Below are 22,796 nucleotides of genomic sequence, written 5' to 3' on the forward strand. Positions count from 1 at the left end.
GGATTTTAGCACGCGCCCCCGCGTCCGCCTGTGTCAGCAGTAAGACCATTGGCCGTCCGGCCAGGGCGAAAGCACTGCGGATACGGGTGTCCGCGGCATGTGCGAACGTCGCTGCGCGCCGCTGCCGCATGTTACAACCGGTACAATCGCAGCATGGGCGCGCACGCGGCGCGGCTACTATTCAAAGTCCCAGATGAGCCGTTTCTCACCGTTTTCAAGGCAGCCACTGAAGCCCGGGCCGAAGCTGGGCTCGCGGTCGTTCGACGTGCGCAGGCCGCAAGCCGTCGCCGAAGTGCTGAACCGCACCGACGCATTCGCGGCACTGCGCGCCGGCGTCGAGCAGGTCGCCGCGCTGGAGCACGATCTGACCGAATTGCTGCCCGACTACCTGGCGACGAGCGTCGAGCCCGGCTTCATCAAGGACGGCGTGCTCGCGCTGTTCGCCGCGCACAACGCGCTCGCGGCACGACTGCGGCATCTGGAGCCGCGTCTGCTGTCGGATCTGCAGCAGCGCGGCTGGCCGGTGAATTCGCTGAAAATCCGCGTCCGCCCGCAGCCCGCGAAAGAGCCTCCGCGCGAGAAACAGGCGCGCATGTCGCGCGCAGGCGCGGATGCGCTGCACGAGCTCAGCGAATCACTGGAACCATCGCCTTTGCAGGCCGCGCTCGCGCGCATGGCCGCCCGACATCGGAAATGAATTCGCCAAAGAATGGCGGTGGAATGAAAAAAGCGGCCTTTTCAGGCCGCTTTTTCGTTGCTGCTCAGTGATTCTCAGTGATTGCCGAGCGCTTGAAGTCAGGCAAACGCCGTCTGTGTGTCATACGCGAAACCGCGCGGCGCCTTCTGCGGATCGTCGAACGTGACGATCTCATATGAATCTTCGTGCGCCAGCAACTCGCGCAGCAGCGCGTTGTTCAGCCCGTGGCCGGACTTGTATGCGTCGTACGACGCGAGCAGCGGATGGCCGACCACGTACAGGTCGCCGATTGCATCCAGCATCTTGTGCTTCACGAACTCGTCGTCGTAACGCAGGCCGTCGTTGTTCAGGATGCGGTACTCGTCGAGCACGATCGCGTTATCCATGCTGCCGCCGCGCGCCAGGCCGAGCTCGCGCATCATTTCGACTTCGTGTGCAAAGCCGAACGTACGGGCACGCGCGATCTCGCGCACATACGACGTGTTCGCGAAGTCCACTTCGAGCGCCTGGCCCGTCTTGTCGACAGCGGGATGGCGGAAGTCGATCGTGAACTTCAGCTTGAAGCCGAAGTACGGATCGAGACGCGCGAACTTGTCGCCGTCGCGGATTTCGACCGGCTTCGTGACCTTGATGAACTTCTTCGCCGCGTTCTGTTCTTCGATGCCCGCCGACTGGATCAGGAACACGAAGGATGCCGCGCTGCCGTCCATGATGGGGATTTCTTCAGCGGTGACGTCGACGTAGAGGTTGTCGATACCCAAGCCCGCGCACGCGGACATCAGGTGCTCGATCGTCGACACGCGCGCGCCGTCTTTCTGCAACACCGATGCAAGCCGCGTATCGCCGATCGCCATCGCCGACGCGGGGATGTCCACCGGCGTGGGCAAATCCACGCGGGAAAACACGATGCCCGTGTCCGGCGCCGCCGGGCGGAGCGTCAGGTTGACCTTGCGGCCCGAGTGCAAGCCGATGCCAACCGTTTTGACGATCTGTTTGATAGTGCGCTGCTTCAACATGGTGGTCTTCAATTCGATTGAAAATCCTAATCAGGACTTTTTATTTCATAGCGCGAAGTATACTCCAATCGTTTCCGGAGCGCCGTTGCGCTGGCGTTTCAATCTGTTTCGCTGCGTTACCTAATCGGGAAGCGTGATGGGCCGATGCCCGGAACGGAGGCGTTTCCGGTCATCGGCCCGCGTTACGGCCTGTCACAACAGGGTCATAAAAGCGTTGCCGCAGCGCAACAATCACAGTCTGCGCGGTCGCGGCGAAGCTTCAGAGCCGCGTCATGCCTGGCTCAACGTCGCGAGAATACTCGCCGCATCGCTCACTTCAAACTTGCCGGGTGCTTCGACGTACAGCGTCTTGACCACGCCGTCGTCGACCACCATCGCGTAGCGCTGGGAACGGATTCCCATGCCGCGCGCCGACAGGTCCTGCTCCAGACCGAGGGCCTGGGTGAAAGCCGCGTTGCCGTCCGCCATCATGCGCACCTTGCCCGAGGTGCGCTGATCGCGTGCCCACGCGCCCATGACGAACGCGTCGTTGACGGACACGCACCAGATCTCGTCGATACCGGCAGCACGGAACTTCTCCGCCTGCTCGACGTAACCCGGCACGTGTTTGGCCGAACAGGTCGGCGTGAACGCGCCCGGCAATCCGAAGATCACCACGCGCTTGCCCGCTGTCTGTTCGCGCACGTCGAAGCTGTTCGGCCCGATCGTGCAGCCCTCACGCCCGTCCTCGATCAACTCGCAAACGGTCGTCTGGGGAAGCTTTTCACCAACCTGAATCATGCTCGTTCCTTCGCATCGATGCGGAGCACGCTCGCACGTACTCGTGCCGCAGTGGAATTTCCATCCGGCGACAGTGCCCCGAACCGCTTCGCCGATGCGAAGAGGACACCTGTCCGTGCCGCGCGCGCGTTCCAACGCGGCCTCATTGCCGTTCCACCCGCCACGCTCGTGCATTCCTGCTGCGCGCAATCAAGCCACACATCGGATGATTACGCCGCAGAAAGCCCGCTCCTGCGTGAACCTCAGTCCGCCTGCTTGCGCAGGAAGGCCGGGATGTCGTACGTATCGACGCCCTTCTCCTGCAGCGCCTGCACGTGCGAAGCCGCCGTATCACGCGAGGTGCGCCACACTGCCGGCGTGTCCAGCGAACCATAATCCGCCGCCGCTGCGTGATGCTGCGGATAATGCTGCGCTGCGCCGACCGGCTGGTTGTCCGTGCCCGTGCGCAGCAGCGTCATCGGCGCCGATTGCTGCTTCTTCGCCGCGCGGCCCAGACCCGTTGCCACCACCGTCACGCGCAGCGCATCGCCCATCGCGTCGTCGTACACCGCGCCGAAAATCACGGTCGCGTCGTCAGCAGCATAACTCTTGATCGTGTTCATCACTTCGCGCGTTTCCGACAGACGCAGCGAACGGCTCGACGTGATGTTCACCAGCACGCCGCGCGCGCCCGACAGATCGACGCCTTCCAGCAGCGGGCTTGCGACAGCCTGTTCCGCTGCGAGACGCGCGCGATCGACGCCGGCCACCGTCGCCGTGCCCATCATCGCCTTGCCTTGCTCGCCCATCACCGTCTTCACGTCTTCGAAGTCGACGTTCACGAGGCCATCGACGTTGATGATTTCAGCGATGCCCGCGACTGCGTTGTTGAGGACGTCGTCAGCGCACTGGAAGCACTTGTCCATTTCGGCGTCATCGCCCATCACCTCGAACAGCTTGTCGTTCAGGACGACGATCAGCGAGTCGACGTGATCCTCCAGTTGCTGCGAACCAGCTTCAGCGACGCGCATACGCTTGCCGCCTTCGAACTCGAACGGCTTGCTGACGACGCCAACCGTCAGAATGCCCATTTCCTTCGCGATCTGCGCGACCACGGGAGCCGCGCCCGTGCCCGTGCCGCCGCCCATGCCTGCCGTGATGAACACCATGTGCGCGCCACGCAGTGCGTCCGCGATGCGCTCACGTGCTTCTTCGGCTGCCGCGCGGCCCATTTCCGGCTTCGCGCCTGCGCCCAGACCCGTATTGCCCAACTGGATGACGTTCGGCGAGCGCGAGCGCGACAGCGCCTGCGCATCCGTGTTCATCACGATGAAGTCGACGCCTTGCACGCCGCGATTGATCATGTGTGCAACTGCATTGCCGCCTGCACCACCCACGCCCACCACCTTGATGATGGTGCCGTTGGTTTCCGTTTCCAGCATCTGGAATTCCATGTTGCCTCCGTCAAGAAAATAAGTACCGCTTACTCGGCCGTTATTCGGCAGAAGATCGGGCAACCTTCTGTCGCGCGCCGGCCGCCGGCACCAGCGCGTATTTCCCTTTGCTGCAGATTCTTTAGAAGTTGCCGAGGAACCAGTCCTTCATCCTCGTGAACACCTGTCCCATCGATCCCGACTGCACCGCCACCTTGCGGCCGCGCATCCGCTGCGAGCGTCCTTCGACCAGCAGACCCATCGCCGTCGAATAGCGCGGATTGCGCACGACGTCCGCGAGACCGCCCGCATACTCCGGCACGCCGATGCGCACCGGCTTCAGGAAGATGTCCTCGCCCAGTTCGACCATGCCCGGCATCATCGATGCGCCGCCCGTCAGCACGACACCCGAGCTGAGCAGCTCTTCGTAACCCGACTCGCGCACCACCTGTTGCACAAGCGAAAACAGTTCTTCGACGCGCGGCTCGATCACGGCCGCGAGCGCCTGGCGCGACAGCGTGCGCGGACCGCGCTCGCCGAGCCCAGGCACTTCGATCATTTCGTCCGGATCGGCGAGCGCCTGCTTCGCGATGCCGTAGCTGACCTTGATGTCCTCGGCGTCCGGCGTCGGCGTGCGCAGCGCCATCGCGATGTCGCTCGTGATCTGATCGCCGGCGATGGGGATCACGGCCGTATGGCGGATCGCGCCTTCGCTGAAGATCGCAATGTCCGTCGTGCCGCCGCCGATATCGACGAGCACCACGCCCAGTTCCTTTTCGTCTTCTGTCAGCACCGCGAGCGAAGAAGCGAGCGGCTGCAGGATCAGATCGTTCACTTCGAGGCCGCAGCGGCGCACGCACTTCACGATGTTCTGCGCCGCGCTCACCGCGCCCGTCACGATGTGCACCTTCACTTCGAGACGGATGCCGCTCATGCCGATCGGCTCGCGCACGTCTTCCTGGCCGTCGATGATGAATTCCTGCGTCAGGATGTGCAGCACCTGCTGATCGGTCGGAATGTTGATCGCCTTGGCCGTCTCGATCACGCGCGCGACGTCCGTCTGCGTCACTTCCTTTTCCTTGATCGCCACCATGCCGCTCGAGTTGAAGCTGCGGATATGGCTGCCGGCGATCCCCGTGAATACGTTCGTGATCTTGCAGTCGGCCATCAGCTCGGCTTCTTCGAGCGCTCGTTGAATGGACTGCACCGTGGCCTCGATGTTCACCACGACGCCTTTCTTGAGCCCTTTCGATTCGCTCTGGCCGAGTCCGATCACCTCGTAATGACCTTCGCCCTTCAACTCGGCGACGATGGCGACCACTTTCGCCGTGCCGATGTCGAGGGCTACCAGCAGATCTTTATAGTCTTTACTCATAGCGTGCTCATTGCGTGTGATGTTCTGTTACTTCTTGCCCTTGTCGGGTTCCGTAATGAAGCGCATGCCTGCTGCACGAATGGCGAAACCGTTCGGATAGCGCAAGTCCGCATATTCGATATCCTTCCCCCAACGTTGCGTCACTGCGCCCCATGCCGCGGTGAGTCGCTTGCAGCGGTCGTACAGCGTGTCCTGATTGCGCTCGCGTCCCAGTTCGACCTGCATGCCGTTCGACAGCTTCACCGTCCACGCGAAACGCGACGACAGCGTCACTTCATCCGGCGTCGCCCCGACAGGCGCAAACCACTTCCTGAAGTCTTGATAACGCGCGACGACTTCTTTCGCGGACCCATCCGGGCCCTCGAACGCGGGCAGCTCTTCGTCGAGCTCGCCCTGGTTCGCGGTGAACACCTCTCCATCGGTGCTCACGAGTTGATCGGTGCCCCACGTGCCGAGCGGCTGGTACTCTTCGAGCGTGACGGCGAGCGCATTCGGCCACACGCGGCGCACGCTCGCGTGACGCACCCACGGCATCTGCTCGAACGCCTGGCGCGCCGTATCCAGATCGACGGTGAAGAAGTTGCCCTTCAAGCGGCCGACGACGCTCGCGCGCACGGTCGGCGAATTGATGTGCTCGGTATCGCCGTCGATGCGGATCTCGCGCAGCGCGAAGTTCGGGCGCTGGATCAGCCAGTAGCCGCCCGCCGCCAGCAGCACGAGCAGCATCAGCGCGTGCAACGCGCTGGCGGCGAGATTGAGCTGGCGAACGTTGTTCCACATGATCTGCGTGCGATTCCTTCAGTTCTCTGTTCAGTCCTTAAGCGTCAGTGCGAGCACCTTCACGACCAGCTCCCGATAGCTGATGCCGACGGCGCGCGCGGCCTTCGGCGGCAGCGAGTGATCCGTCATGCCGGGCGCCGTGTTCACTTCGAGGAAGTACGGATTGCCGTCGCCGTCCAGCATAAAGTCGGCGCGGCCCCAGTCCGTGCAGCCGAGCACATCGAACGCGCGGCGAGCGAGCCTTTTCAGGCGCGCCTCTTCTTCCGCGCCGATGCCACACGGGATCAGATATTGTGTGTCGTTGGCGATGTACTTCGCGTGATAGTCGTAGAACTCGCCGGCGGGCACGATGCGAATGACGGGCAGATCGAGATCGCCCGCGATGCACGCCGTGTACTCACCGCCGCCTTCGATGCTCTTCTCGACGACAACGATCTTGTCGAACTTCGCCGCCTCTTCGAGCGCGGGCGCGAGCGCGTCGGCCGTCTTCACCTTGATCACGGCGACGCTCGAGCCTTCGCTCGCGGGCTTCACGAAGAGCGGCAAGCCGAGCTTCGCGACGATGTCCTGCGCACGCGCGGCGTAGTCGTCGCCGCGCAGCACTGCTTCGAACGGCGGCGTCGGCACGCCGAGCTGCTGCCACACGAGCTTCGTGCGGAACTTGTCGAGGCCGAGTGCCGAGCCCAGCACGCCGCTGCCCGTGTAACGGATGCCGTAAAAGTCGAGCGCGCCCTGAATCTGGCCGTTCTCGCCGTAGCCGCCATGCAGCGCGTTGAACGCGCGCACAAAGCCTTCGTCCTTCAACGCGGCCAGCGGCCGCTCGGACGGATCGAACGGATGCGCGTCGATGCCCGCGTCGCGCAGCCCTTGGAGCACGAGACGTCCGGAGTTCAGCGACACTTCGCGCTCGGCGGACACGCCGCCCATCAGCACGGCGACCTTGCCGAAAGATTTAGGATCGATACTGCTCATTTCACACCTTCGTTTTCTGCGAGCCGGCCCGGCACTGCGCCGATCGAACCCGCACCCATCGTGATCACCACATCGCCGTCGCGCACGATCGCAGCCAGCGCATCCGGCACTTCATCCACCGTTTCGACGAACACCGGCTCGACTTTCCCTGCGACGCGGATCGCGCGCGCGAGCGAACGGCCGTCCGCTGCGACGATGGGCGACTCGCCCGCTGCGTACACTTCCGTCAGCACGAGTGCATCGACCGTCGACAGCACTTTCACGAAATCTTCGAAGCAGTCGCGCGTGCGCGTGAAGCGGTGCGGCTGGAACGCCAGCACGAGACGCTTCTCGGGAAATGCGCCGCGCGCCGCCGCGATCGTCGCGGCCATTTCGACGGGGTGATGACCGTAGTCGTCGACGAGCGTGTACGCGCCGCCACTTGCCACAGGCACTTCGCCGTAACGCTGGAAACGCCGGCCGACGCCGTTGAAATCCGCGAGCGCTCGCTGGATATCGGCATCTTTCACCTCGAGTTCAGTCGCAATCGCGATTGCAGCCAAAGCGTTTTGCACGTTGTGCATGCCGGGCAGGTTCAAGACGATGTCGATGGGCGGCGCGTCTTCGCGCATCGCCGTGAAATGCATCCGGCCTCCGCGCGCTTCGACGTTGACGGCGCGCACCTGCGCATCGGGTGCGAAGCCGTAGCGGATGATCGGCTTCGACACGAACGGCAAAATTTCCTTCACGTTCGGATCGTCGACGCACAGCACGGCGATGCCGTAGAACGGCAGCCGATGCGTGAACTCGATGAACGCCTGCTTGAGCCGCGCGAAATCGTGGCCGTAGGTGTCCATGTGATCGGCGTCGATGTTCGTGATGACCTCGATCACCGGGAAGAGGTTCAGGAACGACGCATCCGATTCGTCCGCTTCCGCGACGATGAAATCGCCCGTGCCGAGACGCGCGTTCGCGCCCGCGCTGATCAGCCTTCCGCCGATCACGAAGGTCGGATCGAGTCCGCCTGCTGCGAGCACGCTCGCGACGAGCGAGGTCGTGGTGGTCTTGCCGTGCGTCCCTGCGATCGCGATGCCCTGCTTCAGGCGCATCAGTTCCGCGAGCATCACCGCGCGCGGCACGATGGGAATGCGGCGATGACGCGCGGCGAGCACTTCGGGGTTGTCGCTGCGCACGGCCGTCGACACGACGACGGCATTCGCGCCTTCAATGTTCTCCGCGTCGTGGCCGATTGCGATGCGCGCGCCGAGCGCGGCGAGGCGCTCCGTCACCGCGTTGCGCGACAGGTCCGAACCGCTCACCTGATAGCCGAGATTGACGAGCACTTCGGCGATGCCGCTCATGCCCGCGCCGCCGATCCCGACGAAGTGAATGTGTTTGACGATATGTTTCATTGCTTTCCTTCCGGGCTCAGGCTCGGTGTCGTGCCGGCAACCGTCGCGCAGACCTGCGCGACCTGTTCGGTGGCATCGGGTTTCGCGAGCGAGCGCGAACGCTCCGCCATGTCCGCGAGCGAGTCCCGCGTCTGGCTGCGCAACCAGTCGGCGAGCTTCTCCGCCGTCAGGTCGCGTTGTTGTACGAGCAGCGCCGCGCCGTGATCGGCGAGAAACGCTGCGTTGGTTGTCTGGTGATCGTCGACGGCATACGGGAACGGCACGAAGAACGCCGCCACCCCGACAGCCGCAATCTCCGCGACGGTCATCGCGCCCGAACGGCAGATCACGAGATCGGCGTTCGCATAGGCGCTCGTCATGTCGTCGATGAAGGGCACGAGCTGCACATCGTCGCCCGTTGCGATGCCTGCCGCTGCGTAGTTCGCGCGCAATGCGTCGATATGCTTCGCGCCCGCCTGATGCACGACGCGCGGCCGCTCGTCCGGCGCGAGCCGCGCAAGCGCGCGCGGCACCGTTTCGTTCAGCGCCGTCGCGCCCAGGCTGCCGCCCACGACCAGCACGTTCAGCGGACCGCTGCGCGCCGCGTAGCGTGCTTTGGGTGCCGGCGTGCGCGCAAGTTCCGCGCGAATCGGATTGCCCGTCCACTCGGCATGCGGCAACGCGTTCGGGAACGCGACGAGCACGCGCCTCGCGAGCTTCGCGAGCACCTTGTTCGCGAGACCCGCGATCGAATTCTGTTCGTGCAGCACGAGCGGCGTGCCGCTCAATGCCGTCATCACGCCCGCCGGGAACGTGATGTAGCCGCCCATGCCGAGCACGACGTCCGGCTTCACGCGACGCAGCACCGAAAGACTCTGCATGCACGCGCGCAGCAGATTCACGGGCAGCATCAGCTTGGTCTTCATGCCCTTGCCGCGCAGGCCGCCGAATTGCACGTACTCCATCGGAATACCGTGCTTCGGGACGAGCGTCGCTTCCATGCCCGACGGATTGCCGAGCCACACGACACGCCAGCCCCACGCCTGCATCAGGTGAGCGACGGCGAGGCCCGGGAACACGTGGCCCCCGGTGCCTCCCGCCATCACCATCAGCGTGCGTTGTTGCATCGTCATACCTTGCCCCCGCGCATGAGGACCCGGTTCTCGTAGTCAACCCGCATCAGCACCGCCACCGCGATGCAGTTCAGCAAGATGCCCGAGCCGCCGTAGCTGACGAGCGGCAGCGTGAGGCCCTTCGTCGGCAGCAGGCCGAGGTTCACGCCCATGTTGATGAAGGTCTGCGCGCCGAACCAGATGCCGACGCCCTTCGCGACCAGGCCCGCGAACGTGCGGTCGAGCGCGAGCGCCTGACGGCCGATCTCGAACGAACGGCGCACGATCCAGTAGAACATCAGGATCACGACGAGCACGCCGACGAAGCCCAACTCTTCACCGATCACGGCGAGAATGAAGTCGGTATGCGCTTCCGGCAGATAGTTGAGCTTTTCGACGCTGCCGCCGAGGCCCACGCCGAACCACTCGCCGCGGCCGAACGCGATCAGCGAGTGCGTCAGCTGATAGGCCTTGCCCTGCGCGTAGCGGTCGTCCCACGGATCGAGGTACGCAAAGATCCGCTCGCGGCGCCACGGCGACGCCCACACGAGCAGCGTGAAAGTGCCCACGGCCGTCGCGACCAGCCCGCCGAAAATCTTGCCGTTCACGCCGCCGAGAAACAGAAGGCCCATCGCGATCGCCGCGATCACCATGAACGCGCCCATGTCCGGCTCGAGCAGCAGCAGCATGCCGACCACGCCGACGGCAAAGCCCATCGGCAGAAAGCCCTTCGCGAAGCTGTGCATGTATTCCTGCTTGCGCACCGTGTAGTTCGCCGCGTAGATCGTCACCGCGAGCTTCATGATTTCCGACGGCTGCATGTTCGTGATGCCGAGGGGAATCCAGCGGCGCGCGCCGTTCACACCCTTGCCGATGTGCGGAATCAGCACGATCACGAGCGCGACGAGCGCAATCAGGAAGAGCTTCGGCGCGTACTTGTCCCACGTTGAGATCGGTACACGAAACGCGATCACGCCCGCGATCGCGCCCATGACGACGAAGATGACCTGGCGCATGAGAAACGCGTAGTCGTGATACGACGCGTACTTCGGCGAATCGGGCATGGCGATCGACGCCGAGTACACCATCACGATGCCGAGCCCCAGCAGCGCAACGACGACCCACAGGAGCGAATGATCGTAGTCGAGCATCCGCGAGCGCAACGGACGCACGCCGTTGACGGCGCTCGACAGCCCGCCCGTGCGCGACGTGCGTTCCGACACAGCCGCGCCGCCTGGCTGGCCCGCTATCGAACCGCGTTGCCTGCCGAGTTGCGAACCGAAACGTTCCGACCAGCTCATATCATCGTCCCCCGTTCGGCAGCGATGTCTTCGACCGCGCTGCGGAATACCGCGGCGCGATGCGCGTAGCCCTTGAACATGTCGAAGCTGGCGCAGGCAGGCGACAGCAGCACGGCGTCGCCCGGTTCCGCGAGGGTACTGGCTGCGCGCGTCGCTTCTTCGAGCGTCGCGTGGTCGGCCATCGCGATGCCGGTGTGCGCGAGCGCGGCGCGAATCTGCGGAGCGTCGCGGCCGATCAGCATCACGGCGCGACACCAGCGCGTCACGGGCTCGGCGAGCGGCTCGAATGCCTGGCCCTTGCCGTCGCCGCCCGCGATCAGCACGACGCGTTGCGCGAGACCGTCGAGCGCCGCAACCGTCGCGCCGACATTCGTGCCCTTGCTGTCGTCGACATAGTCGATGCCGTCGATCGACGCGATCAACTCGACGCGATGCGGCTCGCCGCGATACTCGCGCAAGCCGTGCAGGAGCGGCGCGCCGGGCAGGCCGATCGCGCGCCCGAGCGCGAACGCGGCGAGCGCATTCGTCGCGTTGTGCAGGCCACGGATGCGCAGCGCGTCAGCGGGCATCAGACGCTTCAGCGCGATATCGGGCGGCGTCGCGGATTCGCTCTTGCGACGGCGCGTCGGCGTGGGTTCGTCGGCCGCGTCGCGATCCTGCGCCTCGACGAGCCAGATCATGCCGCTGTCGCGCAGCAGACCGAGATCGCTGTCGCGCAAAGGCTCCGTGACGCCGAACGTCACCACCTGCGCGCCGCTCTGCTCCAACGGCGCGAGCGCCATCACGCGCGCGTCGTCGCGATTGAGCACGCGCACCGTGTTCTTGCCGAAGATCTTGCCCTTCGCCGCCGCATACGCGTCGAGGCCGCCGTGCCAGTCCAGATGATCCTGCGTGATGTTCAGGATCACGGCCGCGTCCGGCTCGAACGTGTGCGCGGTCTCCAGCTGGAAGCTCGACAGTTCGAGCACCCACACGTCGGGCAACGCGGTGTTGTCGATCGCCTCCGTGAGCTTGTCGAGCGCAGCCGGGCTGATGTTGCCCGCGACCGCGACCTTCTTGCCCGCGCGTTCGCACAACAGGCCCGTCAGGCTCGTCGTGGTGGTCTTGCCGTTCGTCCCCGTGATTGCGATCACCTTCGGCGCGTAGCCGCTTTCGGCGAGCGTTCTCAATGCCTGCGCGAAGAATTCGAGTTCGCCCCACACAGAAATGCCGCGCTCGCGCGCCGCCGCGATCAGCGGCACGAGATCGGCGGCGAGCGGCGACAGGCCCGGACTGATCGCGACCAGTTCGACGCCTTCCAGCAGCACAGGAGAAAACGGCCCGCCGACGAAATCGCCAGCGATGCCGTGCGCTTCGAGCGCGGACAGGTTCGGCGGCACTTCGCGCGTGTCGGCGATGCGCAGGCGGCAACCATGCCGCGCACACCAGCGCGCCATCGCGAGGCCCGATTCACCGAGCCCCAGCACGAGCACCATCGGCTTTTGCCGATCCCGAAACTTCTCGCCAAACATCGACTGCTTCCCCTTGCTTACGAATTTGAGTGCTGCTTAACGCAGCTTGAGCGTGGACAATCCGAACAGGCACAACATCAGCGTGATGATCCAGAAACGCACCACGACTTGCGTCTCTTTCCAGCCCGACAATTCGAAGTGGTGATGCAGCGGCGCCATCTTGAAGATGCGGCGGCCTTCACCGAAACGTGCCTTCGTGAACTTGAACCACGTGACCTGCAACATCACCGACACCGTCTCGGCGACGAAAATCCCGCCCATGATGAAGAGCACGATCTCCTGGCGCACGATCACCGCGATCGTGCCGAGCGCGCCGCCGAGCGCGAGCGCGCCGACGTCGCCCATGAACACCTGCGCCGGGTGCGTGTTGAACCACAGGAACGCGAGCCCTGCCCCGCCCATCGCCGAGCAGAAGATCAGCATTTCGCCCGCGCCCGCGATGTGCGGGAACAGCAGGTATTTCGAGTAGACGGCGCTGCCCATCACGTACGCGAACACGCCGAGCGACGAGCCGACCAGCACGACGGGCATGATCACGAGGCCGTCGAGACCATCGGTGAGATTCACCGCGTTGCTCGAACCGACGATCACGAAGTACGTGAGCGCGATGAAGCCCCATACGCCGAGCGGATAGGTCATCGACTTGAGGAACGGCAACAGCAGGTCGGCGCGCGCGGGCAGGCCCATCGACAGGCCGCTGCGCACCCACGCCATGAACAGGTCGAACACGCGCACGTTGCTCGCTTCCGACACGCTGAACGCGAGGTACACAGCAGCGAAGAGTCCGATCACCGACTGCCAGAAATACTTTTCGCGCGACGACATCCCGCGCGGGTCCTTGTAGACGACCTTGCGGTAATCGTCGACCCAGCCGATCACGCCGAAGCCGAACGTGACGAGCATCACGATCCAGATGAAGCGGTTGGTCAGATCGGCCCACAGCAGCGTCGACACGGCGATGCCGATCAGGATCAGCACGCCGCCCATCGTCGGCGTGCCGGATTTCACAAGGTGCGTCTGCGGGCCGTCCTTGCGCACGGCCTGGCCGACCTTCATCGCCGTCAGCTTGCGGATCACCCACGGGCCGCAGACGAGCCCGATCAGCAGCGCGGTGATCGTCGCCGCGACAGCACGAAACGTCAGATAACTGAACACGCGCAAAAAGCCGACGTCGTTCTGCAGCCATTGCGCCAGCGCCAGTAGCATACTTCTGTCCTTCTCTTTCAGTGTGCGCCGGGCGCCGTGCCCGGTGCGGGTTGTGGATTCGTAACGGCGTCCACCACGCGTTCCATTTTCATGAAGCGCGAGCCTTTCACGAGATACGTCGCAGCCGCGCCGTACGCGGCCTGCTGCAATTGCGCGACGAGCGCATGCACGTCGTCGAAATGCTTTGCTTCGCTGCCGTAAGCGGCGCACGCGTCGCGCGACGCGTCGCCCAGCGCGTACAGCGCATCGATGCCGCGCGCCTTCGCATATACGCCAACTTCGCGATGAAATTCCGGGCCGTTGTCGCCGACTTCGCCCATGTCGCCCATCACCAGCACGCGCGGCGACGGACGCGCGGCCAGCACGTCGATTGCGGCGATCATCGAATCGGGATTCGCGTTGTAGGTGTCGTCGATCACGGTCGCGCCCGCCATCGCGCCGAGCACCGCGCGCTTCACCTGCAGGCGGCCCTTCACCGCGCCGAACGCTTCGAGACCGCGCTTGATCGCATCGAGCGCGACACCTGATGCGAGCGCCGCCGCCGTCGCCGCCAGCGCGTTGTGCGCGTTGTGCGCGCCGAGCACTTGCAGCGTGACGTCGACGTGGCCTTCGGACGTATCGATGCTCAGCTGATTGCCGTCGAGCGTGCCCTGAACGGCTGCCTGCGTCGTGTGCTCCGCCGTGTTCAGCGCGAAATCGATAATGCGGCTGCCCGTCGCCGCGACGCGCCAGATGCTGGCGTAGGCGTCGTTGGCGGGAAACACGGCGACGCCTTCCGGCTTCAGTGCGTGAATCACGGCTGCGTGTTCGAGCGCGACGGCCTCGACGGTTGCCATGAACTCCTGATGCTCGCGCTGCGCGTTATTGACGACAGCGACAGTCGGTTCGGCGATCTTGCCGAGCAGCGCCGTTTCGCCCGGATGATTCATGCCGAGTTCGACGACGGCGAGCTTGTGCGCTTCGCTCAAACGGAACAGCGTCAGCGGCAAGCCGACGTCGTTGTTGAAATTGCCTGCCGTCGCGAGACGCGATGACTCGCCGACGGCCGCGGCGAAGATCGACGAGATCATTTCCTTGACCGTCGTCTTGCCGTTGCTGCCCGTCACCGCGACGAGCGGCATCGCAAAGCGCCGGCGCCAGCCATTCGCGAGCGCTCCCAATGCCGTGCGCGTGTCGCCCGGCACGCGCAACGCGGGGACGTTGAAGTTCTCCGGCGTGCGCGCGACGAGCACCGCGCTCACGTTGCGCGCGGCGACGTCAGCGAGAAAGTCGTGCGCGTCGAAGCGGTCGCCCTTCAGCGCGACGAACAGGTCGCCGGGACCGCACGTGCGGCTGTCCGTCGAGATGCCGTCGAACGAAACCGATTCGTCGCCCGTCACCGTTGCGCCCGGAATGACGGCGGCTGCCTCACGCAGCGAAAACATGGCGTCACCTCGCCGGGTCATTCGCCACCTCCGCGTCCGTGCGTCGCGCGGGCCGCGAGCGCGAGCCGTGCGTGATCCTGATCCGAGAACGCGCGCTTCTTGCCCATGATTTCCTGCGTCGATTCGTGGCCCTTGCCCGCCAGCACGACAACGTCTTCGCGCGCGGCGCAGCGCACCGCTTGCAGGATCGCGCTCGCTCGGTCTTCGATGCGGCGCGCCTTCGACTCGTCCTTCATGCCGGCCGCGATCTGGTCGATGATTTTTTGCGGATCTTCGCTGCGCGGGTTGTCGCTCGTCACGACGACGGCGTCGGCGCAGCGCTCCGCGATCGCGCCCATCAGCGGACGCTTCGTCGCGTCGCGGTCGCCGCCGCAGCCGAACATGCAGATCAGCTTGCCGCTGCGCGCATCGGCAATCGGGCGCAATGCCGTGAGCGTCTTTTCGAGCGCATCCGGCGTGTGCGCGTAGTCGATCACGACGAGCGGTTCGTCGTTCTGCACACGACCGCCGAGGCGCTGCATGCGGCCGTTCACCGATTCGAGCTTCGCGAGTTCGGCAACGGCGGCATCGAACGGCAGATCGGACGCGAGCAGCGCGCCGAGCACGCCGAGCAGATTGCTCACGTTGAATGCACCGAGCGTGTTGACCTCGATCTCCGTGTCGCCCCAATCCGATGCGATATGAAATGCAGTGCCCGTTGCCGTCGCGCGCACATTCGACGCGACGATCCACGCATCGGCCTGCACGTCGGCGTGCTGTTCGAGCGCATAGGCGATCGTCTTCGCGTGGCCGTTCGTGCTCGCGATCATGCGGCGGCCTGCTTCGTCGTCGGCGTTGATGACGGCCGCTTTCAGCTCCGGCCATGCGAAAAGTCGCGCCTTCGCCGCTTCGTATGCTTCGAACGTGCCGTGATAGTCGAGGTGGTCCTGCGTCAGATTCGTGAACACGCCGACGCTGAACGCCGTGCCGTTCACGCGGCCCTGATGCAGCGCATGCGACGAAACTTCCATCGCGACGCCTTTCGCGCCCGCGGCGCGCAGGTTAGCGAGGCTACGCTGCAATTGCGGCGCATCGGGCGTCGTGAAACCGGTATGCATGAGCTGGCCCGGCATGCCGCTGCCGAGCGTGCCGATGATCGCGCACGGCTCGCCGAGCGCCGTCAGCGCCGCCGAGATCCAGTTCGTGCACGAGGTCTTGCCGTTCGTGCCCGTCACGCCGATCACGCGCATAGCATCGGTTGGGTCGCCGTACCACGCGCTCGCGATCGTACCCGCCAGTTCGTTCAGGCGAGGTACGGCGAGCATCGTCGCCGCGTCGATATTGCCGCTGAAGCCTTCCGATTGCACGAGCACGGCGGCCGCGCCGCGCTCGATCGCGTTGTCGATGAACGGACGGTTGTCCGCTCCGTCGACGGCATAGGCGAGAAACACGTCGCCCGCCGCAATCGTGCGGGTATCGGCATGCAAATGTGCGCCTGGCTGCACGCGCGCGCGCAGCCAGGCGAGCGCGTCAGCAATCTGCTGTTGCGCCGGATGAGAAGAACGCAGCGCACTCATCGAACTACTCCGGGGCGGTTCTTCGCGTTGTCTGAAATCGTCAACTTCTTCGGCACCGCGTGCGTCGCAAGTCTTTTCGCGCCGTTGGCTGCCGGTTGGGATGCGGCCGCGGGCGTGGCGGGGTTCACGTCGTCGGAAACGACCATCTGCTTGACGGGCTGATCGGGCGGCACGTTCAGTGATCGCAGCGTATCGCCGGCGATCGACGAGAACACGGGGCCCGACACCTGGCCGCCGAAGTGGCTGCCCGCCGTCGGTTCGTCGACGGACACGGCCACCACGATGCGCGGATTCGGCATCGGCGCCATGCCGACGAACGACGCGCGGTACTTGCTGTGATCGTAGCCGCGCCCGACGTGCTTGTACGCCGTACCCGACTTGCCGCCGACGCGATAGCCCGGCACCGCCGCATCCGGCGACGTGCCGCCCGGCGAGACGACGGTTTCGAGCATCGCGCGCACTTCACGTGCGGTGGTCGGCGAGAAAACCTGCGCGCCTGTCATCGGCTGATCTTTCGGCGTGCGGAAGATCGACACGGGCAGGATCTGGCCGTCGTGCGCGATCGCCGTGTACGCGCGCCCGAGCTGGAACAGCGACACCGAGAGGCCGTAGCCGTACGACATCGTCGCCTGCTCGATCCGGCGCCAGCTCTTCCACGGACGCAGACGGCCCGCCGCCGCGCCGGGGAAACCGACCTTCGGCGCCTGGCCGAGACCGATGCTGGTGTACATGTTCCACATTTCTTCGGGCTTGAGCTGCATCGCGATCTTCGTCGCGCCGATGTTGCTCGACTTCTGGATCACGCCGCCGACCGTCAGCACGCCGAACGCGGAGTCGTCGGTGATCGGCGCGCCGTCAAGCACGAAACGGCCGCCGCCTGTATCAACCAGTGTAGTCGGCGTGACGCGATGCAGGTCGAGCGCGAGCGAAACGGTGAACGGCTTCATGATCGAGCCCGGCTCGAACGTGTCGGTGAGGATGCGGTTGCGCAGCTGTTCGCCCGTCAGGTGCGTGCGGTCGTTCGGGTTGTACGTCGGGTAATTGACGAGCGCGAGCACTTCGCCCGTGCGCACGTCGATCACCATCGCGGCGCCCGCTTTGGCCTTGAACTTCTGCACGGCCGCCTTGAGGTTCGTGTACGCGATGTACTGGATCTTGCTGTCGATCGACAGATCGACGTCCAGACCGTTGTGCGGCACGACCTGTTCGTCCACGTCCTCGATGATGTGGCCCAGGCGGTCCTTGATCACGCGGCGGCTGCCGGCCACGCCCGCGAGCAGCTTCTGGTCGCCGAGCTCGACGCCTTCCTGGCCCTCGTCTTCGACGTTCGTGAAGCCGATCAGGTGAGCCGTGATCTCGCCTTCCGGATAAAAGCGCTTGTACTCGGTGCGCTGATAGATACCGGGGATGTTCAGCGCTTCCACTTTCGCGGCCACCTCGATGGGCACCTGGCGCTTCACATAGACGAACGTCTTGTCTTCCGACAGCTTCTTGCGCAATTCCGGCTGCGTCATGTCGAGCAGCTTGGCCAGTTGAGCGAGCTTGTCCGCGCCGAGATCGTCCGGCACCGATTCGGGAATTGCCCAGATCGCGCGCACGGGCAGGCTCGTCGCGAGCACGAGGCCGTTACGGTCGAGAATCTTGCCGCGCGTGGCAGGCAGCTCCAGCCGGCGCTGATAGCGGCTTTCGCCCTGCTTCTGATAGAACGCGTTGCCCGGGCCCTGAATCCAGAACGCGCGCCCCGCGAGCGCGACAAATGCGATGAAGAGCAGGAACACGACGAGCTTCGAGCGCCACATCGGCAGGCGCACCGAAAGAATCGGATTCGCCGAGAACGCGACGCTCTTGTTCTTGTTCGACGATTTCTTCATCGCGTGCCTCCACGAACTTTCGTGGTGGGCGCCGAAGTCGGAATCGGTGCGTCTTCGGCCTTCGCGGAACCGGTGTCGAGCGTCAGATATTGCGTGCGGCCCGTGGTCGCGCCCTGCATCTTCAGCGAGTCGGTCGCGATCTGCTCGATGCGCGAAGTCTTCGACAGCGCGCTCTGCTGATATTGAAGCTGCGAATAGTCCTGCTGCAGCTGGCGCTCCTGCGATTGGGCGCGCTGCAACTGGATAAAGAACTGACGCTGCTGGTTCGTCGCCTTGACGACGGAAAGCGCACAACCCATTACGACGATCAGCAGGAAGATGTTGAGACGATTCATGGCGCGATCCGCTCCGCAACGCGCATCACGGCGGAACGGGCGCGCGGGTTGGCGGCGACTTCGGCGTCGCTCGCGAATACGCGGCCTAGCAGTTTGAGCGGGGGGCTCGGCAGATCGACGGCGCGGATCGGCAGGCGGCGGTCGACAGCAGGCGCGCTCGACTGCGCCTGCATGAACCGCTTGACGATCCGGTCTTCGAGCGAATGAAAGCTGATCACGACCAGCCGCCCCCCTTGCTCCAGCAACGACAATGCTGCTTCTAGTACGACTTGCAGCTCCGCAAGCTCTTGATTGATGTGAATCCGTATAGCTTGAAAGGTGCGGGTTGCCGGGTCCTTACCCTTCTCACGGGTTTTGACGACGTTAGCCACGATTTGGGCAAGCTCGCCCGTGCTGACGAGAGGCCCAAGACGGTCGGACTCTGCCCGGCGAGCAGCAAGCGCCTTTGCAATCTGAAAAGCAAACCGTTCTTCCCCATAATCCCGTATCACCTCCGTCATTTCCTGCACCGTGGCCCGCGCCAGCCAGTCCGCCGCGGACTCGCCGCGCGTCGGGTCCATCCGCATGTCGAGCGGGCCATCGGCGCGGAAACTGAAACCCCGCTCCGGATCGTCGAATTGCGGCGACGACACGCCCAGATCCAGCAACACCCCCGACACACGCCCTACCCCGCGCGCGCTCATCGCGTCGCGCAGTGATGCGAAACTTTCATGCACGATCTCGAAGCGCGGATCGGCGATCTGCTGCGCGGTGGCGATGGCGAGCGGGTCTTTGTCGAAAGCGATCAGACGCGCCGCCTCACCCAGCCTTGCCAGCACCGCGCGGCTATGGCCGCCGCGCCCGAACGTACCGTCCACATAGACGCCGTCCGTGCGCGTGACGAGCGCATTCACCGCTTCTTCGAGCAGCACCGTGCGATGCTGCAATTCGTTACCCATCGCAGGCGCCATTTCCGATTACCTGCGTTCAGAATGTGAAGTTCTTCAGAGACTCGGGCATGCCCTGCGCCATCGCCGCCTGTTCCTGCGCGATGTACGTTTCCTTGTCCCACAGTTCGAAGCGATTACCCATTCCCAACAACATCACGTCTTTTTCCAGCGAGGCCGCCTGGCGCAGCTCCGGCGCGATCAGCACGCGGCCGGCCGTATCGATATCGACATCCGCGGCGCTGCCGAGAAAGATCCGCTGATACCACTTGGCTTCCATCGGGAGCGCGGCGATCTTCGCGCGGAAGACCTCCCACTCGGGGCGCGGAAACAGCAACAGGCAGCCGTCCGGGTGCTTCGTAACCGTCACCCGTCCTTCTGCCTGCCCTTGCAGCGCATCCCGATAGCGAGCCGGGACGGACATCCGCCCCTTCGCATCGAGTGTCAGCGCTGACGCCCCTTGGAACACTTCGCTCCCCTTTTGTCAGGGCGCTGAAAGATGCCGCCCGATTCTGGAAATTTACCGGAGAAAACACGTCGGATCACACAAAAATACACTTTCTCACACTGTCTCCCACTTTAGAGTAACCCCCAACACCGGTCAAGGGAGACGCGCGGTTTTTTAACGAATTTTGTTTGCAAGAACAAGGACTTAGCGCCGCTTGCTCACGCAGCATGCAAAAAAGGAAAACCGTTATAAATGAATGAGCTAGTGAAGCTTGTGAAGGTGATACGTGAAATATGCGAGGGAAAAGCGTGGCGGGAAAGCGTTCTGGTAGGACGAAAGGCGCGGGCCGGCTGAGGATTTGGAGCGATTTTACGGACGGCGCGCGGAGCGCCGCCCACTTCAGGCGAATAGCGTTAAATCAGGTCAAACGTGGTACGCGGTGCGAGTCATGATTTTGGACGCGGCACGCATCAGCGCACGTGCCGGGAACGGCAATCCGGCACCGCCCGCGTCCGTCGCGGCCTTGCCGTGCGCGACTTCATCGACGCGCATCTGCTCGACGATCGCACGCGATTCGTGATCGCCTTCCGGCAACGTCGTGAGATGGCCGCCGAGGTGCAGCTCGACCTGGCGCTCCGTCTCGGCCATGAAGCCGAGACTCACCCGATCGCCAAGGCGGCCGGCCGCAAAGCCGATCGCGAGGGCGCCAGCATACCAGAGCGGATTGAGCAGACTCGGGCGCGAATCGAGCGCTTCGAGGCGCTTGTAGGTCCATGCGAGGTGATCTTCCTCCTCGCGCGCGGCATGCTCGAATGCCTGCTTGAGCGCCGGCGAACGCGTCGCCAGCTTTTGTGCCTGATACAGCGCTTGAGCACACACCTCACCGACATGGTTGACGCGCATCAGTCCCGCCGCATGCGCGCGCTCTTCATCAGTCAGTTCGACAGGTTCGACAGACGCGGGCGGAACGGGCAGCGGACGCGACATCCGCGACACCCCGTTTATTGAGCGTAAACCCCGATCAAACTCTGCAATCAACTCATCAATCAGCATCTTGGCCTCCACGACGCGGCGCGCGCACCACTCCCCGCAGAGCCTTGTACATCAAGGGTTTGCAGCTGACGGCAAGGAAATCTTCAGGGTGGTACCGACGGCCGACTTTCGATTTTAGACCATGTTGCGTAAACGAAACAACGGTCTGGCGGGCGCCCTGCTTTTTCTTTGTTCACTTAGGTGTCTTTGTTACATTACGTGCAACTTCTTTACGAAGTTACGCAAGGCCGCAACGCAGATAAATATTTGCCTTGTTTGAAAATAATTCGCAAATCCTTGGAGATCTTTCGATGAAAAAGTCGCTTCTCGCTCTTGCAGCATTGGGCGCGTTTGCTGGCGTCGCTCATGCGCAAAGCAGCGTGACGCTGTACGGCATTATTGACGAAGGTTTTAACATCAACACCAACTCGGGCGGCAAGCACCTGTACAACCTGTCGAGCGGCGTTCTGCAAGGCAGCCGTTGGGGCATGCGCGGCACGGAAGACCTCGGCGGCGGCCTGAAGGCGATCTTCGTGCTGGAAAGCGGCTTTGACGTGAACAACGGCAAGTCTGGTCAAGGCGGCCTGCTGTTCGGTCGTCAGGCTTACGTCGGCTTGGGCAGCCAGTTCGGCACGGTCACGCTGGGTCGCCAGTACGACTCCGTCGTCGACTACGTCGGTCCGCTGGAAGCGGGCGACCAGTGGGGCGGCTACATCGCTGCGCACCCGGGCGACCTGGACAACTTCAACAACGCGTACCGTACCAACAACGCGGTCAAGTTCACGAGCGCAAACTACGCTGGCCTGACGTTCGGCGGTTTGTACAGCCTGGGCGGCGTTGCGGGCGACTACTCGCGTAACCAGGTCTGGTCGTTGGGCGCTGGCTACAACAACGGTCCGCTGGTGTTGGGCGTTGGTTATTTGAACGTTCGTAACCCGAACGTTTCGTTCTTCGGCAACAGCACGTCGGGCACGGTCAACCCGGCGGTTTCGAACGTCTCGTCGCCTGTCTATAGCGGCTACGGTTCGGCTCACACCTATCAGGTGATCGGCGCGGGCGGTGCATATACGTTCGGCGCAGCGACGGTCGGTGCAACCTACTCGTACACCAGGTTCTACGACCTCGGCTCGTCGTTCGCAGCACCGGGCCTCACAGGTCAGACGGCATTGTTCAACAACGCCGAAATCAACTTCAAGTACCAGCTCACCCCGGCTCTGCTGGTCGGTGCCGCGTATGACTACACGCACGGCAGCAGCTTGAACGGCAACGACGCGGCGAAGTACCACCAGGGTTCGGCTGGCGTCGACTACTTCCTGTCGAAGCGCACGGACGTCTACGTGATCGGCGTGTACCAGCACGCTACGGGCACCGATTCGACGGGCAAGCAGGCTGTTGCGGCAATCAACGGCCTGTCGGCTTCGTCGAACAGCAACCAGTTCACGGCTCGCGTCGGTATCCGCCACAAGTTCTAATAAGTTGTGAATGCGTAGTACCCTCGAGGGCGCCTTCGGGCGCCCTTTTTTATTTGTGCGGGGTTTGCTTTGTTCCTGGTGTGCGCGACCGTCGTGCGATTGTCCATTTGCCGCTGCGCAAATGGAAACGGCCCAATGAGGTAGAGTCCATTGGGCCGTGCTTTTACTGTGGCGAGCGACTGTTTTCGGTAGCCTGTCTA

At 64.0% G+C, this 22,796-nt stretch carries 20 protein-coding genes; 2 read left to right on the plus strand and 18 right to left on the minus strand.

The window, feature by feature from the left end; genetic code table 11:
- The first annotated feature begins 193 nt into the window (after window positions 1–193).
- Window positions 194–697, plus strand: a complete 504-nt coding sequence (locus GCT13_RS03325; protein ID WP_152755334.1) for a DUF721 domain-containing protein — start codon at window positions 194–196, stop codon at window positions 695–697.
- Between the two features lie 98 nt (window positions 698–795).
- On the opposite strand, the gene lpxC is transcribed toward GCT13_RS03325, so the two are convergent.
- The 18 genes from lpxC to coq7 all read right to left on the minus strand — a co-directional run bounded on the left by lpxC (window position 796) and on the right by coq7 (window position 21,145).
- Window positions 796–1,713, minus strand: a complete 918-nt coding sequence (gene lpxC, locus GCT13_RS03330) for a UDP-3-O-acyl-N-acetylglucosamine deacetylase (protein ID WP_087735228.1) — start codon at window positions 1,711–1,713, stop codon at window positions 796–798.
- A gap of 270 nt (window positions 1,714–1,983) precedes the next feature.
- The gene (locus GCT13_RS03335; protein WP_152755335.1) at window positions 1,984–2,493 is read right to left on the minus strand and encodes a peroxiredoxin; all 510 of its coding nucleotides are present in this window, start codon (window positions 2,491–2,493) and stop codon (window positions 1,984–1,986) included.
- Window positions 2,494–2,735: 242 nt separating this feature from the next.
- Window positions 2,736–3,926, minus strand: a complete 1,191-nt coding sequence (ftsZ, locus tag GCT13_RS03340) for a cell division protein FtsZ (protein WP_090868382.1) — start codon at window positions 3,924–3,926, stop codon at window positions 2,736–2,738.
- Window positions 3,927–4,047: 121 nt separating this feature from the next.
- A complete protein-coding gene (ftsA, locus tag GCT13_RS03345) occupies window positions 4,048–5,280 on the minus strand; it encodes a cell division protein FtsA (protein ID WP_007747080.1) in 1,233 nt (410 codons plus the stop codon).
- A gap of 27 nt (window positions 5,281–5,307) precedes the next feature.
- Window positions 5,308–6,060, minus strand: a complete 753-nt coding sequence (locus GCT13_RS03350) for a cell division protein FtsQ/DivIB (RefSeq protein WP_152755336.1) — start codon at window positions 6,058–6,060, stop codon at window positions 5,308–5,310.
- A gap of 30 nt (window positions 6,061–6,090) precedes the next feature.
- On the minus strand, window positions 6,091–7,032 hold the full coding sequence (locus GCT13_RS03355) for a D-alanine--D-alanine ligase (protein WP_152755337.1): 942 nt from the start codon (window positions 7,030–7,032) through the stop codon (window positions 6,091–6,093).
- On the minus strand, window positions 7,029–8,423 hold the full coding sequence (gene murC / locus GCT13_RS03360) for a UDP-N-acetylmuramate--L-alanine ligase (RefSeq protein WP_152755338.1): 1,395 nt from the start codon (window positions 8,421–8,423) through the stop codon (window positions 7,029–7,031). The genes GCT13_RS03355 and murC overlap by 4 nt, the downstream gene beginning before the upstream one ends.
- The gene (gene murG / locus GCT13_RS03365) at window positions 8,420–9,535 is read right to left on the minus strand and encodes an undecaprenyldiphospho-muramoylpentapeptide beta-N-acetylglucosaminyltransferase (RefSeq protein WP_152755339.1); all 1,116 of its coding nucleotides are present in this window, start codon (window positions 9,533–9,535) and stop codon (window positions 8,420–8,422) included. The genes murC and murG overlap by 4 nt, the downstream gene beginning before the upstream one ends.
- Window positions 9,532–10,815 (minus strand): putative lipid II flippase FtsW, encoded by a 1,284-nt coding sequence (gene ftsW / locus GCT13_RS03370; protein WP_152755340.1) that lies wholly within the window; start codon window positions 10,813–10,815, stop codon window positions 9,532–9,534. Before ftsW ends, murG begins: the two co-directional genes overlap by 4 nt.
- Window positions 10,812–12,326, minus strand: coding sequence for a UDP-N-acetylmuramoyl-L-alanine--D-glutamate ligase (gene murD / locus GCT13_RS03375; protein ID WP_152755341.1), 1,515 nt, complete (start codon window positions 12,324–12,326; stop codon window positions 10,812–10,814). Before murD ends, ftsW begins: the two co-directional genes overlap by 4 nt.
- Before the next feature lie 36 nt (window positions 12,327–12,362).
- A complete protein-coding gene (gene mraY / locus GCT13_RS03380; RefSeq protein ID WP_087735237.1) occupies window positions 12,363–13,532 on the minus strand; it encodes a phospho-N-acetylmuramoyl-pentapeptide-transferase in 1,170 nt (389 codons plus the stop codon).
- Window positions 13,533–13,549: 17 nt separating this feature from the next.
- Window positions 13,550–14,956, minus strand: coding sequence for a UDP-N-acetylmuramoyl-tripeptide--D-alanyl-D-alanine ligase (locus GCT13_RS03385; protein WP_152755342.1), 1,407 nt, complete (start codon window positions 14,954–14,956; stop codon window positions 13,550–13,552).
- Between the two features lie 17 nt (window positions 14,957–14,973).
- Entirely contained in the window at window positions 14,974–16,512 is a 1,539-nt protein-coding gene (locus GCT13_RS03390) for a UDP-N-acetylmuramoyl-L-alanyl-D-glutamate--2,6-diaminopimelate ligase (protein ID WP_152755343.1), read from the minus strand.
- Window positions 16,509–18,383 (minus strand): peptidoglycan D,D-transpeptidase FtsI family protein, encoded by a 1,875-nt coding sequence (locus tag GCT13_RS03395; RefSeq protein ID WP_152755344.1) that lies wholly within the window; start codon window positions 18,381–18,383, stop codon window positions 16,509–16,511. Before GCT13_RS03395 ends, GCT13_RS03390 begins: the two co-directional genes overlap by 4 nt.
- Window positions 18,380–18,718 carry a cell division protein FtsL gene (ftsL, locus tag GCT13_RS03400; protein WP_152755345.1) on the minus strand — a complete coding sequence of 113 codons (339 nt, stop codon included), beginning with the start codon at window positions 18,716–18,718 and terminating at the stop codon, window positions 18,380–18,382. The genes GCT13_RS03395 and ftsL overlap by 4 nt, the downstream gene beginning before the upstream one ends.
- Window positions 18,715–19,656, minus strand: a complete 942-nt coding sequence (rsmH, locus tag GCT13_RS03405; protein WP_090868360.1) for a 16S rRNA (cytosine(1402)-N(4))-methyltransferase RsmH — start codon at window positions 19,654–19,656, stop codon at window positions 18,715–18,717. Before rsmH ends, ftsL begins: the two co-directional genes overlap by 4 nt.
- Before the next feature lie 28 nt (window positions 19,657–19,684).
- Window positions 19,685–20,113, minus strand: coding sequence for a division/cell wall cluster transcriptional repressor MraZ (mraZ, locus tag GCT13_RS03410; RefSeq protein ID WP_087735242.1), 429 nt, complete (start codon window positions 20,111–20,113; stop codon window positions 19,685–19,687).
- Between the two features lie 402 nt (window positions 20,114–20,515).
- Entirely contained in the window at window positions 20,516–21,145 is a 630-nt protein-coding gene (coq7, locus tag GCT13_RS03415; protein ID WP_152755346.1) for a 2-polyprenyl-3-methyl-6-methoxy-1,4-benzoquinone monooxygenase, read from the minus strand.
- 290 nt (window positions 21,146–21,435) lie between these two features.
- Here coq7 and GCT13_RS03420 point away from each other — a divergent pair, with 290 nt between their 5' ends.
- Window positions 21,436–22,596 carry a porin gene (locus GCT13_RS03420; RefSeq protein WP_152755347.1) on the plus strand — a complete coding sequence of 387 codons (1,161 nt, stop codon included), beginning with the start codon at window positions 21,436–21,438 and terminating at the stop codon, window positions 22,594–22,596.
- The last annotated feature ends 200 nt before the right edge of the window (window positions 22,597–22,796 follow it).

Origin of the sequence: Paraburkholderia franconis (assembly GCF_009362735.1) — a bacterium.
Lineage (GTDB): Bacteria > Pseudomonadota > Gammaproteobacteria > Burkholderiales > Burkholderiaceae > Paraburkholderia > Paraburkholderia franconis.

Bases quoted from the DNA above. Each gene is read 5' to 3' on its own strand.
- GCT13_RS03325 (WP_152755334.1), top strand. From the start codon at position 194: ATGAGCCGTTTCTCACCGTTTTCAAGGCAGCCACTGAAGCCCGGGCCG.
- lpxC (WP_087735228.1), bottom strand. From the start codon at position 1,713: ATGTTGAAGCAGCGCACTATCAAACAGATCGTCAAAACGGTTGGCATC.
- GCT13_RS03335 (WP_152755335.1), bottom strand. From the start codon at position 2,493: ATGATTCAGGTTGGTGAAAAGCTTCCCCAGACGACCGTTTGCGAGTTG.
- ftsZ (WP_090868382.1), bottom strand. From the start codon at position 3,926: ATGGAATTCCAGATGCTGGAAACGGAAACCAACGGCACCATCATCAAG.
- ftsA (WP_007747080.1), bottom strand. From the start codon at position 5,280: ATGAGTAAAGACTATAAAGATCTGCTGGTAGCCCTCGACATCGGCACG.
- GCT13_RS03350 (WP_152755336.1), bottom strand. From the start codon at position 6,060: ATGTGGAACAACGTTCGCCAGCTCAATCTCGCCGCCAGCGCGTTGCAC.
- GCT13_RS03355 (WP_152755337.1), bottom strand. From the start codon at position 7,032: ATGAGCAGTATCGATCCTAAATCTTTCGGCAAGGTCGCCGTGCTGATG.
- murC (WP_152755338.1), bottom strand. From the start codon at position 8,423: ATGAAACATATCGTCAAACACATTCACTTCGTCGGGATCGGCGGCGCG.
- murG (WP_152755339.1), bottom strand. From the start codon at position 9,535: ATGACGATGCAACAACGCACGCTGATGGTGATGGCGGGAGGCACCGGG.
- ftsW (WP_152755340.1), bottom strand. From the start codon at position 10,815: ATGAGCTGGTCGGAACGTTTCGGTTCGCAACTCGGCAGGCAACGCGGT.
- murD (WP_152755341.1), bottom strand. From the start codon at position 12,326: ATGTTTGGCGAGAAGTTTCGGGATCGGCAAAAGCCGATGGTGCTCGTG.
- mraY (WP_087735237.1), bottom strand. From the start codon at position 13,532: ATGCTACTGGCGCTGGCGCAATGGCTGCAGAACGACGTCGGCTTTTTG.
- GCT13_RS03385 (WP_152755342.1), bottom strand. From the start codon at position 14,956: ATGTTTTCGCTGCGTGAGGCAGCCGCCGTCATTCCGGGCGCAACGGTG.
- GCT13_RS03390 (WP_152755343.1), bottom strand. From the start codon at position 16,512: ATGAGTGCGCTGCGTTCTTCTCATCCGGCGCAACAGCAGATTGCTGAC.
- GCT13_RS03395 (WP_152755344.1), bottom strand. From the start codon at position 18,383: ATGAAGAAATCGTCGAACAAGAACAAGAGCGTCGCGTTCTCGGCGAAT.
- ftsL (WP_152755345.1), bottom strand. From the start codon at position 18,718: ATGAATCGTCTCAACATCTTCCTGCTGATCGTCGTAATGGGTTGTGCG.
- rsmH (WP_090868360.1), bottom strand. From the start codon at position 19,656: ATGGGTAACGAATTGCAGCATCGCACGGTGCTGCTCGAAGAAGCGGTG.
- coq7 (WP_152755346.1), bottom strand. From the start codon at position 21,145: ATGCTGATTGATGAGTTGATTGCAGAGTTTGATCGGGGTTTACGCTCA.
- GCT13_RS03420 (WP_152755347.1), top strand. From the start codon at position 21,436: ATGAAAAAGTCGCTTCTCGCTCTTGCAGCATTGGGCGCGTTTGCTGGC.